Source organism: Streptomyces albus subsp. albus (assembly GCF_000725885.1).
Lineage (GTDB): Bacteria > Actinomycetota > Actinomycetes > Streptomycetales > Streptomycetaceae > Streptomyces > Streptomyces albus.
This window is the reverse complement of record NZ_JODR01000016.1, coordinates 154,501-167,847: the sequence shown is the minus strand read 5'-3', so window position 1 is coordinate 167,847 and position 13,347 is coordinate 154,501. Positions and strand designations below refer to the sequence as shown.

The window sequence follows — 13,347 nt, the reverse complement described above, 5'->3', positions numbered from 1 at the left end:
GGGGGAAGCGACTACCAGCGGTAGTGCGCGAAGGCCTTGTTGGACTCGGCCATCTTGTGCGTGTCCTCGCGCTTCTTGACGGCGGCACCGAGCCCGTTGGAGGCGTCGAGCAGCTCGTTCATCAGGCGCTCGGTCATGGTCTTCTCGCGGCGGGCGCGGGCGTAGCCCACGATCCAGCGCAGCGCGAGCGTGGAGGAACGGCCGGGGCGGACCTCGACCGGAACCTGGTAGGTGGCGCCACCGACGCGGCGGGAGCGGACCTCGAGGGTCGGCTTGACGTTCTCCAGAGCGCGCTTGAGCGTGATGACCGGGTCGTTGCCGGTCTTCTCGCGCAGCCCCTCCATGGCGCCGTAGACGATGCGCTCGGCGGTGGAGCGCTTGCCGTTCAGCAGCACCTTGTTGATGAGGGAGGTCACCAGAGGAGAACCGTAGACCGGGTCGATGATGACCGGGCGCTTCGGGGCAGGGCCCTTACGAGGCATTGCTTACTTCTCCTTCTTGGCGCCGTAGCGGCTGCGAGCCTGCTTGCGGTTCTTGACGCCCTGCGTGTCGAGGGAGCCGCGGATGATCTTGTAGCGAACACCCGGCAGGTCCTTCACACGGCCACCACGCACGAGCACGATCGAGTGCTCCTGCAGGTTGTGACCCTCACCCGGAATGTAGGCGGTCACCTCGATCCCGCTGGTCAGGCGCACACGGGCGACCTTGCGCAGGGCCGAGTTCGGCTTCTTCGGGGTGGTCGTGAACACACGCGTGCAGACGCCGCGGCGCTGGGGCGAACCCTCGAGTGCGGGCGTCTTGTTCTTCTCGACCTTGTCCTGCCGGCCCTTGCGGACCAGCTGCTGGATCGTAGGCACCGTTTCTCCGGTTTCTGTGTGCCAGTCTCGGTAAAGCTAACCCGGGCCACGCCCGACCCACGAGGTCGGGTGTGTCGAAGACTGCAGATCCCCGCTGAGGGCGGAAGACTTCTCCATGGTGAGAAGCATGCAGATCCCGGTGTCACCGACCGCGCCTACCGTCACCGCTGTCGAGGGGGGACAACAGCGCAGGGGACACCCCAGGCACAGAGAACGAGGGTACCTACCTCACCGGCCTGGGTCAAAACAGAAGGACCGGCCACCATATCCGTCCCCACCTGCAAGAAGAAGGGCGCCGCCCCCGGGGCCGTACCCCGGCGCCGTCCGGACCCCGCAGCCGGGCGTGCCGTGCCCCGCAGCCGGGCGTGCCGTGCCCCCTCGACAGGGCGTGAAGTGACCCCGCGGCAGGGCGCCGCCGGCCCCGCTCAGGCCGCGGCGAAGACCACCGCGAGGATGCCCGCCAGCGCCACCCCGATGGCCAGCCAGCCCAGCACCAGCCCCGCCGTGGCGAACCCGGACCCCTCCTCGCCCGTCCTGCGGATCTGCGCCTTCGCCACATGCCCCAGCACCACCGCGGGGATGGCGGTGAGCCCGTAGACCGGCGTCAGGATGCCGCACACCAGCGCCCCGATGGCCGTCCCGTTCGTCCGCGGCGGCGGCGCGGGCAGGAACGTCCGCGGCACCGGCTGGTAGCCCGACTGCTGCGGCGCCGGCGGCATCGGCACCGGCCCCTGCGGCAGATCCGCGATCAGCACCGACAGCTCCGCGTACGTCTGCGCGTGCGTGGCCCGCGTCAGCCGCTGCTCGTACTCGGCCTGGCCCAGCCGCCCCTCGCTGAACCCGGCCTTGAGGACGTCGATCGCCCGCTCCCGGTCCGCGTGCGAGGCACGCATCGCGCCGTTCTGCTGCTCGCTCCGGCTCGGAACCCCCTCGGGATTCCACGGTCCGAACGCCACCGGCCCCCACCTCCCAGCTCGCTTGCGGTGCCTCCATCATCCATGACGCATGAAGCCCGCGTGGAGTTCGCCGCAGCCGGGAAGACCGGGAAGGCCGGAGGGAGCGGGAGGAGAGGTCTCCCGGGCGGCCCCGCGCTTCATTACAGTGTGCAAGCTGCCGGGTGCGTGCCGTGCGTACAGAAGTGTCCGGCACGCAGGAGAGTCTGGGGGGGGGACGACGATGGCCGACGCGTGGAGCATGACCGGTCCGGAACTCGACGACCGTGTCCCCTTCCTCGCCAGGCTGGAGCGGGCGGACCGCGCCGCCCTGATCTCCCTCGGGCGGGAAATGCGGTTCGAGCCCCGGCTTCCACTGCTGCGGCAGCACGAGCCCTCCTCCCACGTCTTCCTGATCCTGGAGGGCTGGACGAAGGTCACGGCCACCGCGGCCAACGGCTACGAGGCCCTGCTCGCCCTGCGCGGCCCCGGCGACGTGGTCGGGGAGAGCGCCGCCCTGACCGGTCACCCGCGGTCGGCCACGGTCACCGCGCTGGAGCCGGTGCTGGCCGTCGCCGTCGACCACGACCGCTTCCAGCGGTTCCTCACCGACTCCCCGCAAGCCGCGTTGCGGCTTCTGTCACTCGCCAGCGACCGCACGCGGGCCGCCGACCGCAGGCGACTGGAGTTCGCCTCGATGCGGGTGAGGGAACGGTTCGCGGCCTTGCTCCTGGAGCTGGCGCGCTCCCACGGCAGACGCAGCGGCAAGGGCATCGAGCTGACCGTCCCGCTCAGCAAACAGGAGATGGCCGGCTCCATCGGCGCCTCCCGGGAGATGGTCAACAAGCTGCTGGCCGAGCTGCGCGGCCGGGGCGTGGTGGCCACCGGGCGCCGCTCCACCGTCATCCTCCGGCCGGACACGCTGCGACGGATCTGCGCCGAGGACCCGCGCTGATTCTCCCCGGACAGGCCGGCGGCCTTGTGTGTACTCGTACACACAACAACTGAGTCCTTCTTCCTCACGCTCCTCTTCCCGGCTGCGGAACGCTGCTGCGAAAGCCGTTCCCCCGAGGAGAGGACGCCATGAACGACCCGGTGAGCCGCACCCTGCTGCTGCTGGACATCGAGCGGTACAGCAACCGCGACGACGTCGAGCAGGTCTACCTCCGACGCACCCTCTACGACGTCGCCGACCGGGCCCTGGACGCAGCGGGCGTCGAGGACTCGATGCGGCAGCGTGCCGACCGCGGTGACGGTCTGATCGAGCTGATCGACGCCAACGCCTCGCTCCGCTCCCTGCTGCGGGTCTTCCTGACCGAGGTCCCCGCCTCCCTCCGCGCCGTCAACCGCATGGCCTCCAGCAGCGCCCAGATGCGGCTCCGCGCCGTACTGGCGACCGGGTACGTGGCGGTCGACGCCGCGGGCGGCTGGGTGGGCTCCGACCTCAACCACGCCGCACGGCTGCTGGACAGCGACGAATTGCGGGACGCACTCCGGGAGCGGGAGAACGACCTGGCGCTGTGCGTGTCCGACCAGGTCTACAGCGGCATCGTCCGCCACAACCACCCCGGCATCCCCACCGAGGAGTTCCACCACATCACCCCAGGCAGCAAGAACGGCCCCCTCAGCGCCTGGCTGCACGGGCCGCCCGCGTACGGGAAGGCGCACGGCACGACCGCCGCCGCTCCCGCCGCCGCGCACCCTGCGGGCGCTCAGCCACCCGCCGGCCCCTCCGCTCCCCCGCCCGGCGGGGGCATGGCCTTCAACGGTGCCGTCCACATCGGCGGCAGCCTCGTGGGCGGTGACCAGTACGGCGTGGCAGGCGGCACCGTTCACGGAGACGTGGGCCCCCTCGCTCCGGCCCGGCCCCACGAGCGGCCCTCCGGGGACGGTGACGTGCGGTGAGCACCCCGGTCCAAGACGCCCCGCCCGCCGAGACGGCCCACCCGCAGGACGTCGAAGGCACCGAGGAGAAGACAGCCGAGGAAGCCGGCGAGGAAGGCGCCGACGAACGAGCACAGAACGCGTGGGAGTCCCGCAAGGACCTCAGGCGCCACAGTCCCGCGTTCATGCTCGGGGACTCCGCGCGGCTCGGCGGCAGTCTGATCGGCGGCTCCCAGCACGGCGTCAGCGGCGGCCACGTGGACGGCGACGTGGTGCTGGGAGACAAGACGGAGATCTACCAGTTGCGGTTCGGCTCCGCCGGGACGCCCTCGTCCTCCGGCGAGGTCCCCGAGGACGAGCTGGACAGGCTGGCGGCCCTCTTCGACGCCGACGAGGAAGAGCTGGCCCACTTGACCGGACGGCTGAGGACCGAGCGCTTCCTCGTGCTCGCGGGCCCCCTCTCCTCGGGCCGCCGTACGGCCGCGCTGATGCTGCTGCGCCGCCTCCCGGTCTCTCCCATCCGGGCGCTCGACCGGGAACTGCGGCTGGGTGACCTGCCCCACCATCTGTCCCAGGGCAGCGGCCACATGCTCTGCGACCTGATGACGGACCCTGCCGACCCGCTGCGCGAGGCCCAGTTGCTGGCCCTGCGGGACGAGCTGGTGCGCAAGGACAGCTATCTGGTGATCACCACCGGCCCCGGCATCGTCCCCGCCGAAGGCATGCCGCTCGCCCGCTGGCGCAGCCCGTCGGCCTCGCTCGTGCTCCGGGGACATCTGCGTACCCTCACGGACGAGAACACCGCACGTGAGCTGCTGCGTCTCGACGCCGTACAGGCCGTCCTCGCACACCGGCCCCAGCCGCGGGAGGCGGCCGGTCTCGCCCGGCTGCTGGTCAGCCACGCCCAGGACCGGACCACGCTGGAGAGGGAGCTGGCGCTCTACTCCACCCTCTCGGTCGAGCGGCAGGTGCAGCGGTGGTTCGACGATCCGGCCCTTCCCTTGCGGGACAAGGCGTTCCTGGTCTCCCTGGCCGCCTTCAACGAGGCCCCCTACGCGATCACCGCCGAGCTGAGCGACCAGCTGTACACGCTGCTCCACCGCACCGAAAACCGGGGGATTCACCCGCACGTGCCCGTGTTCGGCACGTCCGTCGACAGCCGTCTCCAGCTCGCCCGCGCCCGCGGATACCGCGAGGAGGAGCCCACCGAGTGGGGACCCGTCGTCCAGTACAAGGCGGCGTACGAGGACGACCGGGCGGCCCTCGTACTGCTCCGCGAAGTGTGGACGGGGCACCCCTCTTCGCGGCCCGCACTCGTCGGCTGGCTGCGCGAGCTCGCCGACGACGGACGGCCGCTGGTGCGCACCCGCGCCGCCGCGACCGCCGCGGTGCTGCTCACCCGCGACCTGCCCTCCGCGCTGGCGCTGCTGGTCGAGGGCTGGGCCGACTCCCCACGACCGCACCACCGGGTGACCGCCGCGCACACCCTCGCGCTCGCCCACGCCATGGAGGCACCGCACGTGCGGAACGTCGTCGGCGCCTGGGCACGTGGCGAGCACCCGAGGCTGCGCTGGACGGCGATCCGCACCTACGCGCTGATCGGTGAGAAATGGCCCGAGGAGGCACTGGACGCGCTGCGTGCCGTCGTCTCGGCCGCGGCGGCACGGACCGACGACGAGGAGGAAGCGGAGGAGGAGACGGCCGAAGCCGCCTCGTCCGCCGCGGTGCTGATGGTCTCCCCGGCCGGCGCACGGGTGTACCCCCAGCTGCTGGCCGCCCTGGACGAAAAAGGCGCCGTGCGCCGGCTGGCCCTGCGGGCGTTCCTGACGGCATGCGAGTGGTACGACGACGCCGACCCGCAACCGTCCCGGCCCACTCACGCGGCACGGGAGCGCCCCGTATTGCTGAACCGGTTCGGTCACGCCGTGGCCACCGAGGCGGCCGTCACCACACCCGGCACCGGGACCGCGGCCGACGAGACGGCGGCCATCGCCACGCTGTGGAACACCGCTCTGCGCGACCACGAGCACACCGGACACGCCCTGCAGGTGATGGCCGACTGGGTGCGGTGCGCCGACCAGGATCCCGCAGCCGAATGGGCCCTGTCCGCTCTGCTGCCCGCCCTCATCACCACCCGGCCGGACCTCGACCGGCTCAGCCATCTGCTGCGCACGATGCCCGCGGTCAACGGCGGGCCGCCCCCGCCGGTCGCGGACCGGCTGCTCACCACGCTGACCTCGCACCGGTCCCCTTACGGGCCGGCCGCCTGAGAACCGAGCACGAAGGAAAACCCACGCCATGATCAGCTTTCACGAACCTCCTGAATGGCAACAGTTCGCCGACCGCCACACCGAGCTGCGGGACCCGGTGCTGACCGTGCGGCAGCTTCCCCGCTTCGGGGCACTCGGCCGCAAGACACCGCTGCGGATCGACAACGCCCACGTCTGCGTCACCCCGAAGAACGGATACGAGGCGTTCCTGCCGCCCCAGCGCCCGAACCTCACCGCCCGGCGCTACACCGCCGTCTACGAGGTGGACATGGGCGTCCACCCCGTCTCCGCCCAGTTGCGGTTCCCCAGCGACAACGACGCCTTCGAGTTCGAGGCCGGCATCGAGCTGAGCTGGCAGGTCACCGACCCGGCCCGGTTCGTCGCCAGCGGCCACCGGGACGTACCCCAACTGCTGCTCGGTGAGGTGCAGGAGAGAGCGCGACCCGTCACCCGGATGTTTGCCATCCATGACAGCGCGGAGGCCGAGCAGGCACTGCTCAAGCAGCTCACCGCCGCCGAACCCCTGGGCTCGTCCGTCGGACTGCGGGTGGTGTGGACCGTGCGCGTCCGCAGGGACGAGGACAACATCGCGCACCAGCGGCGGCTCCAGGCCATCGACCACGCCACCACGGAAGCCGTCCGCGAGGCCCAGCAGGGCATGGCCGTGGACGCCGCCCAGGACATGCGGGCCCGGCAGCAGGACCGGTTCCAGGTGGAGCGTGCCATGGCGTACGGGGAACAGCAGCAGGAGCTGGCCATGCGGCAGCTGGAGTGGCAGCACCGGCAGCAGTTGCTCACCGGCAGGCAGCAGCTGGAGCTCCAGGAGATCGAAACGGAGAAGATCCGCTACTACGCGCACCACCTCTCGCAGGGCGGAGCCACCGCCTGGGCCGCGCATCTGGCGCGGCACCCGGAGGACTCCCGGCTGGTCATGGAGAACCTCCGCCAGGACCAGCGCGACTACCTGCGCTCCCAGATCGACGTCGTCACCGAGGTCCTCGGCAACGGCCACACCGAGGCGTACCAGCTCGAAGGCCTCCAGCAGACGGCACTCCAGGTGGTCAAATCGTTCCTCACCGAGCAGCACATGCACGGTGGGCCGGGTCCGTCCCCGCACCCGCCGGCAGGCGGCACGGAACACCCCGGTCTCACCAGATCGGCATCGCCGGCCCCCGACAGCACGGGGGAGGCACAGGGCCCGTCCGCCGGGCCGGACCAGCGGCACGATGCCCCTGCCGGAAACAGCATGGACACCGCGCCGGAGTACCCGCCGAAGCCGCCGGCCGAGCAGCCGGCGGAGACGGTACCCACGGTCACCGCGGTGCGGCCCCCGTCCGCTCCCCCGCCCGGTGCGCCGTACGCACCACCGCTGGGCATGCCCGGGGCGCCCGCACCCGGGTGGGTACCGCCCCGGCCGGCCGCTCCCCCGCCGACGGCCTTCACCCCGCCTCCCCGGACCGGCGAGGGCGCTCCGGCCACCGGGGCGGTGCCCGGCGACAGCGCGGAACCGGCCGACCCGGGGGCACCGGGCCACGGGGCCGCACCGAACGGCGGTAGCGCTCCGGCCGCCGACGGCTCCCCCCTCCCCACCAGCACGGAGGAGAGCAGCGGCACCGCGCCGCGCACACAGCTCGCGAAAAACACGCCGGGCGGCTGGACGCACGGCAGCGGAGATGACAGCCCGCCCGCGCCGGAGGACCGGTGAGGACAGGCGCCCGCCGCCCCGGCCACGCGGTCGCCGACCGGCTGTTACAGGACATGCGGGGCGAGATCGCCCGGGCGGACAGCAAGGCGGCCGTGCTGCTGGGCGCCGTCAGCATGACAGTCGGCGCCTTCGCCGGAGTGCTGGCCGGCAGCGACTGGAGCCCGTCCCGGCTGCCCTGTCCGGGGGCGGCGGCGTGGTGGACAGGGGTGGGCGCACTCGGCATCGCCCTCCTCGCCCTCCTCATGGCCGTTCTGCCGCGCTACGGGCACAGCGCATGGGCCCCCGGCATGCCGCTCACCTACTTCGCCGACATCCGCACCGCGGCGTCCCGGGACCAGCTCCGTGCGGCCCTCGCCGACACCGAGCGGGCCACGCTCGACGCCTTCGCCGCCTCCCTCGCGGCCACCAGCCGCATCGTCCACGACAAGCACCGGTGGATACGGGCCGGCGTGGCCGCGCTCTGTGCGGGACTTCCCCTGCTGTGCGTTCCCGTACTCACCCGTTGATCCGCCGGTACCCACCGAGGAGTGGTTCACCATGACGCAGCCGCCCGACCCCACCCGGCCGACGGTCCCGCCGCCTCCCAAACATCCACCCCGCCATCCGCACGAGATGGACTTCGCACCGCGACGCATCCACCTCGCCCGGCACCAGCGCGGGATGGACGCCACCGCGGTCGGACGTCTTGTGCTGCACCTCCCGCACATGCTGGGCAGCCTGCTCGTCGTCCTGCTGTGCTCGCTTCTGCTCGACGGCCTGTGGTTCGTCCTGGTGGCCGCATGGCTGCTGAGCGGAGCGCTCGTGTTCCACAGGCCCACGGAAGCGGTACTGGCACGCCGCCTGCTGGGGCTGCGCCACCCCTCGCCCTGGGAGAGGGCCCGGCTGGAACCGGTCTGGCGAGAGGTCACGGCGCGTGCCGGCGTCGACGGACGGGCCTACCAGCTGTGGGTCGAGGACAGCCAGGACCTCAACGCCGTGGCCGCCGCGGGACACATCGTCGGGGTGACCAGTTATGCGCTGCACCAGATCCCCTCGGGCCAACTCGCCGCAGTGCTCGCGCACGAACTGGGGCACCACACCGGCGGCCACGCCTGGTCCTCGCTGCTGGGCTTCTGGTACTCCGTCCCGGGGCGCATCGCGCTGCGGGCGTGCCGACTGGTGCTGAGCGGCCTGCTGCGGGCCACCGGGAACCTCGCCCGCTTCGGCTGCTTCTTCCTGCTCGTCCCGCTCGCCGCGCTGCTGGTCCTCGCCTCGCTGGCCTACGCCACGCTGACCTCGCTGTACGGGCTGCCACTGCTGCTGCCCGTGCTGCCGTACCTGCTGGCGGCGGTCGGACGCAGGGCCGAACTGCGCGCGGACCAGCACGCCGCGGCGCTGGGCTTCGCACCGATGCTCGCCGAGGTGCTGCGGCTCACCGCGCCCCCCGAACAGCCGGCACCGCCCCCGTACGGTGCCGCCGGCTGGGCACCCGGCGGCCTGCACCCGGGCTTCCCCCACCCCGGCAGGGCCCCGGCCGGCGCGTTCGGTCACCAGCCCGTCGGCGCCCGGCCAACGGACCGGCGGGGTGCACTCGCACGGCTGCTGGACACTCACCCCGACCACTTCACGCGGCTGCACCACCTTCAGCCCTATCTGGAACCGGGGCGCTGAGGAGCGCGGGGCGGGGAGCGCTGTCCGGACACGCCGAAGGGCGGCCACACCCGAAGGTGTGACCGCCCTCTCAGCGCGTCAAGGCCGCTGAACGGACCTGCCGGGCCTCAGCCCGCTCAGGCGTTGTACGGACCGTAGTCGTAGTCCTCCAGCGGGACCGCCTGGCCGGAGCCGGTGCCGAAGGGCGAGTAGTCGATGTCGTCGTAGCCGACGGCCGAGTACATCGCGGCCTTCGCCTCCTCGGTCGGCTCGACCCGGATGTTGCGGTAGCGGGACAGACCCGTACCGGCCGGGATGAGCTTACCGATGATGACGTTCTCCTTGAGGCCGATCAGGGAGTCCGACTTGGCGTTGATCGCCGCGTCGGTCAGGACCCTGGTCGTCTCCTGGAAGGACGCCGCCGACAGCCAGGACTCCGTGGCCAGCGAGGCCTTGGTGATACCCATCAGCTGCGGACGGCCGGAGGCCGGCTGGCCGCCCTCCTGGACCACACGGCGGTTCTCCGACTCGAACTTGGTGCGCTCCACCAGCTCGCCGGGCAGCAGCTCGGCGTCGCCCGACTCGATGATCGTCACGCGGCGCAGCATCTGCCGGATGATGATCTCGATGTGCTTGTCGTGGATCGACACACCCTGCGAGTTGTAGACCTTCTGGACCTCGCCGACCAGGTGGACCTGGACGGCGCGCTGGCCGAGGATGCGGAGCACGTCGTGCGGGTTCTCCGTACCGACGGTCAGCTTCTGGCCGACGGCGACGTGGTCGCCCTCGCCCACCAGCAGACGGGCGCGCTTGGAGACGCTGTAGGAGGTCTCGTCCGAGCCGTCGTCCGGGGTGACGATGACCTTCTTGGTCTTCTCCGTCTCCTCGATACGGACCCGGCCGGCCGACTCGGAGATCGGCGCGACGCCCTTGGGGGTACGGGCCTCGAACAGCTCGACCACACGCGGCAGACCCTGGGTGATGTCGTCACCGGCCACACCACCGGTGTGGAAGGTACGCATCGTCAGCTGGGTGCCGGGCTCACCGATCGACTGGGCGGCGATGATGCCGACGGCCTCGCCGATGTCGACCAGCTTGCCGGTGGCCAGGGAGCGGCCGTAGCACATGGCGCAGGTGCCGACCTGCGACTCGCAGGTGAGGATGGAGCGCGTCTTGACGGTCTCCACCCCGTGCCGGACCAGCTCGTCGATGAGCACGTCGCCCAGGTCGGTGCCGGCCGGGGCCAGCACCATGCCGTCGACGACGATGTCCTCGGCGAGGCAGCGCGCGTACACACTGGTCTCGACGTCCTCGGCCTTGCGCAGCACGCCGTCGGCGCCCTTGGAGGCGATCGTCAGCTTGAGGCCGCGGTCGGTGCCGCAGTCCTCCTCGCGGATGATCACGTCCTGGGAGACGTCGACCAGACGACGGGTGAGGTAACCCGAGTCCGCGGTACGCAGGGCGGTGTCGGCGAGACCCTTACGGGCACCGTGCGTGGAGATGAAGTACTCCAGCACGGAGAGACCCTCACGGAACGACGCCTTGATGGGCCGCGGGATGGTCTCGTTCTTCGCGTTCGACACCAGACCACGCATACCGGCGATCTGACGCATCTGCATCATGTTCCCTCGGGCGCCCGAGTCCACCATCATGAAGATCGGGTTCGTCTTCGGGAAGTTGTCGTTCATCGCCTCGGAGACGTCGTTCGTCGCCTTGGTCCAGATGGCGATGAGCTCCTGCGTGCGCTCGTCCTTGGTGATCAGACCGCGCTCGTACTGCTTCTGGACCTTCTCGTCCTGCGCCTCGTAACCGGCGATGATCTCCGGCTTGGCGTCCGGGACGACGACGTCCGAGATCGCGATGGTCACACCCGAACGGGTCGCCCAGAAGTAACCGGCCGACTTCAGGTTGTCGAGCGCCGCGGCGACGACGACCTTCGGGTAGCGCTCGGCCAGGTCGTTGACGATCTGGGAGAGCTGCTTCTTGCCCACCGTGTAGTCGACGAACGGGTACTCGTCGGGCAGCAGCTCGTTGAAGAGCGCGCGGCCCAGCGAGGTGCGCAGCCGGAACGGGTCACCGGGCTGCCACTCGGGCTCGCCCTCCGCCGGCGCCGGCGGGGTCCAGCCCAGCGGCGGGACCGTACCGGCCGGGAAGCGGATGTCGACCTTCGCCTGGAGCGACAGCTCCCCGGCGTCGAACGCCATGATCGCTTCCGCGGTGGAGTTGAACGACCGGCCGTCGCCCTTGGTCTCCCGCTGCTCCTCGTCGGTGGTGAGGAAGAACAGACCCAGGACCATGTCCTGCGTCGGCATCGTCACCGGCCGGCCGTCGGCCGGCTTGAGGATGTTGTTCGACGACAGCATCAGGATGCGGGCCTCGGCCTGCGCCTCCGCGGACAGCGGCAGGTGCACGGCCATCTGGTCACCGTCGAAGTCCGCGTTGAACGCGGTGCACACGAGCGGGTGGATCTGAATGGCCTTGCCCTCGACCAGCTGCGGCTCGAACGCCTGGATACCGAGGCGGTGCAGCGTCGGCGCACGGTTCAGCAGCACCGGGTGCTCGGCGATGACCTCTTCGAGGACGTCGTACACCACGGTGCGGCCACGCTCGACCATGCGCTTGGCGCTCTTGATGTTCTGCGCGTGGTTCAGGTCGACCAGGCGCTTCATCACGAACGGCTTGAACAGCTCCAGCGCCATCGCCTTGGGCAGACCGCACTGGTGCAGCTTCAGCTGCGGGCCGACGACGATCACGGAACGGGCCGAGTAGTCGACGCGCTTGCCGAGCAGGTTCTGCCGGAAGCGGCCCTGCTTGCCCTTGAGCATGTCGGACAGCGACTTGAGCGGACGGTTGCCCGGCCCGGTGACCGGACGGCCGCGGCGGCCGTTGTCGAACAGGGCGTCGACGGCCTCCTGGAGCATCCGCTTCTCGTTGTTCACGATGATCTCGGGCGCACCGAGGTCCAGCAGACGCTTCAGCCGGTTGTTGCGGTTGATGACGCGGCGGTACAGGTCGTTCAGGTCGGAGGTCGCGAAGCGGCCACCGTCCAGCTGCACCATCGGACGCAGGTCCGGCGGGATCACCGGGACGCAGTCCAGCACCATGCCCTTGGGGCTGTTGCTGGTCTGCAGGAACGCGGAGACGACCTTCAGCCGCTTCAGCGCACGGGTCTTCTTCTGGCCCTTGCCGGTGCGGATGACCTCGCGGAGCTTCTCCGCCTCCTCCTCCAGGTCGAAGGTCTCCAGGCGCTTCTGCAGGGCAGCGGCGCCCATGGAGCCGTCGAAGTAGGTCCCGAAGCGGTCGCGCAGCTCGCGGTAGAGCAGCTCGTCGCCCTCCAGGTCCTGCACCTTGAGGTTCTTGAAGCGGTTCCACACCTCGTCCAGGCGGTCCAGCTCGCGCTGCGCCCGGTCGCGGATCTGCTTCATCTCGCGCTCGGCGCCCTCGCGCACCTTGCGGCGCACATCCGCCTTGGCGCCCTCGGCCTCCAGCTCGGCCAGGTCGCTCTCCTGCTTCTTGGCGCGGGCCTCCAGATCGGCGTCACGGCGCTGCTCGATCTGCTGGCGCTCCACGCCGACGTGCGCCTCCAGGGAGGGCAGGTCGCGCTGGCGGCGCTCCTCGTCGACGTACGTGATCATGTACGCCGCGAAGTAGATGACCTTCTCCAGGTCCTTCGGCGCCAGGTCGAGCAGGTAGCCCAGCCGGGAGGGGACGCCCTTGAAGTACCAGATGTGGGTGACGGGGGCTGCCAGCTCGATGTGGCCCATCCGCTCACGGCGCACCTTGGCGCGGGTCACCTCGACGCCGCAGCGCTCACAGATGATGCCCTTGAAGCGGACGCGCTTGTACTTGCCGCAGTAGCACTCCCAGTCCCGGGTGGGGCCGAAGATCTTCTCGCAGAAGAGTCCGTCCTTCTCGGGCTTGAGGGTGCGGTAGTTGATGGTCTCCGGCTTCTTGACCTCGCCGTGCGACCACTGGCGGATGTCGTCAGCGGTGGCAAGGCCGATTCGCAGTTCGTCGAAGAAGTTGACGTCGAGCACTCTCGTCAATCCCTCTCAGGGTCGTATGTCAAT

10 protein-coding genes are annotated in these 13,347 nt (G+C 70.8%); 6 read left to right on the top strand and 4 right to left on the bottom strand.

Going from position 1 to position 13,347, the window contains the following annotated elements; translation table 11 throughout:
• Nucleotides 1-11: 11 nt before the first annotated feature.
• From rpsG to IO40_RS0118985, 3 genes are all read right to left on the bottom strand, one after another.
• Nucleotides 12-482 (bottom strand): 30S ribosomal protein S7, encoded by a 471-nt coding sequence (rpsG, locus tag IO40_RS0118995; RefSeq protein ID WP_016473458.1) that lies wholly within the window; start codon nucleotides 480-482, stop codon nucleotides 12-14.
• 3 nt (nucleotides 483-485) lie between these two features.
• Entirely contained in the window at nucleotides 486-857 is a 372-nt protein-coding gene (gene rpsL / locus IO40_RS0118990; RefSeq protein WP_003948652.1) for a 30S ribosomal protein S12, read from the bottom strand.
• A 425-nt stretch (nucleotides 858-1,282) separates the two neighbouring features.
• On the bottom strand, nucleotides 1,283-1,750 hold the full coding sequence (locus IO40_RS0118985; RefSeq protein ID WP_030409071.1) for a DUF1707 and DUF4190 domain-containing protein: 468 nt from the start codon (nucleotides 1,748-1,750) through the stop codon (nucleotides 1,283-1,285).
• Between the two features lie 283 nt (nucleotides 1,751-2,033).
• Here IO40_RS0118985 and IO40_RS0118980 point away from each other — a divergent pair, with 283 nt between their 5' ends.
• The 6 genes from IO40_RS0118980 to IO40_RS0118955 all read left to right on the top strand — a co-directional run bounded on the left by IO40_RS0118980 (nucleotide 2,034) and on the right by IO40_RS0118955 (nucleotide 9,298).
• On the top strand, nucleotides 2,034-2,744 hold the full coding sequence (locus IO40_RS0118980) for a Crp/Fnr family transcriptional regulator (protein WP_415852315.1): 711 nt from the start codon (nucleotides 2,034-2,036) through the stop codon (nucleotides 2,742-2,744).
• Nucleotides 2,745-2,872: 128 nt separating this feature from the next.
• Nucleotides 2,873-3,694: a hypothetical protein gene (locus tag IO40_RS0118975; protein WP_041968521.1), complete on the top strand. Its 822-nt coding sequence runs from the start codon at nucleotides 2,873-2,875 to the stop codon at nucleotides 3,692-3,694.
• Nucleotides 3,691-5,943 (top strand): hypothetical protein, encoded by a 2,253-nt coding sequence (locus IO40_RS0118970; RefSeq protein ID WP_051719275.1) that lies wholly within the window; start codon nucleotides 3,691-3,693, stop codon nucleotides 5,941-5,943. Before IO40_RS0118975 ends, IO40_RS0118970 begins: the two co-directional genes overlap by 4 nt.
• A gap of 28 nt (nucleotides 5,944-5,971) precedes the next feature.
• Nucleotides 5,972-7,648 carry a hypothetical protein gene (locus IO40_RS34895; protein WP_051719276.1) on the top strand — a complete coding sequence of 559 codons (1,677 nt, stop codon included), beginning with the start codon at nucleotides 5,972-5,974 and terminating at the stop codon, nucleotides 7,646-7,648.
• Nucleotides 7,645-8,154 (top strand): Pycsar system effector family protein, encoded by a 510-nt coding sequence (locus IO40_RS0118960; RefSeq protein ID WP_031175789.1) that lies wholly within the window; start codon nucleotides 7,645-7,647, stop codon nucleotides 8,152-8,154. Before IO40_RS34895 ends, IO40_RS0118960 begins: the two co-directional genes overlap by 4 nt.
• 31 nt (nucleotides 8,155-8,185) lie before the next feature.
• Nucleotides 8,186-9,298, top strand: coding sequence for a M48 family metalloprotease (locus IO40_RS0118955; protein WP_031175788.1), 1,113 nt, complete (start codon nucleotides 8,186-8,188; stop codon nucleotides 9,296-9,298).
• Between the two features lie 116 nt (nucleotides 9,299-9,414).
• On the opposite strand, the gene IO40_RS0118950 is transcribed toward IO40_RS0118955, so the two are convergent.
• The gene (locus IO40_RS0118950; RefSeq protein WP_030409070.1) at nucleotides 9,415-13,314 is read right to left on the bottom strand and encodes a DNA-directed RNA polymerase subunit beta'; all 3,900 of its coding nucleotides are present in this window, start codon (nucleotides 13,312-13,314) and stop codon (nucleotides 9,415-9,417) included.
• Between the last annotated feature and the right edge of the window lie 33 nt (nucleotides 13,315-13,347).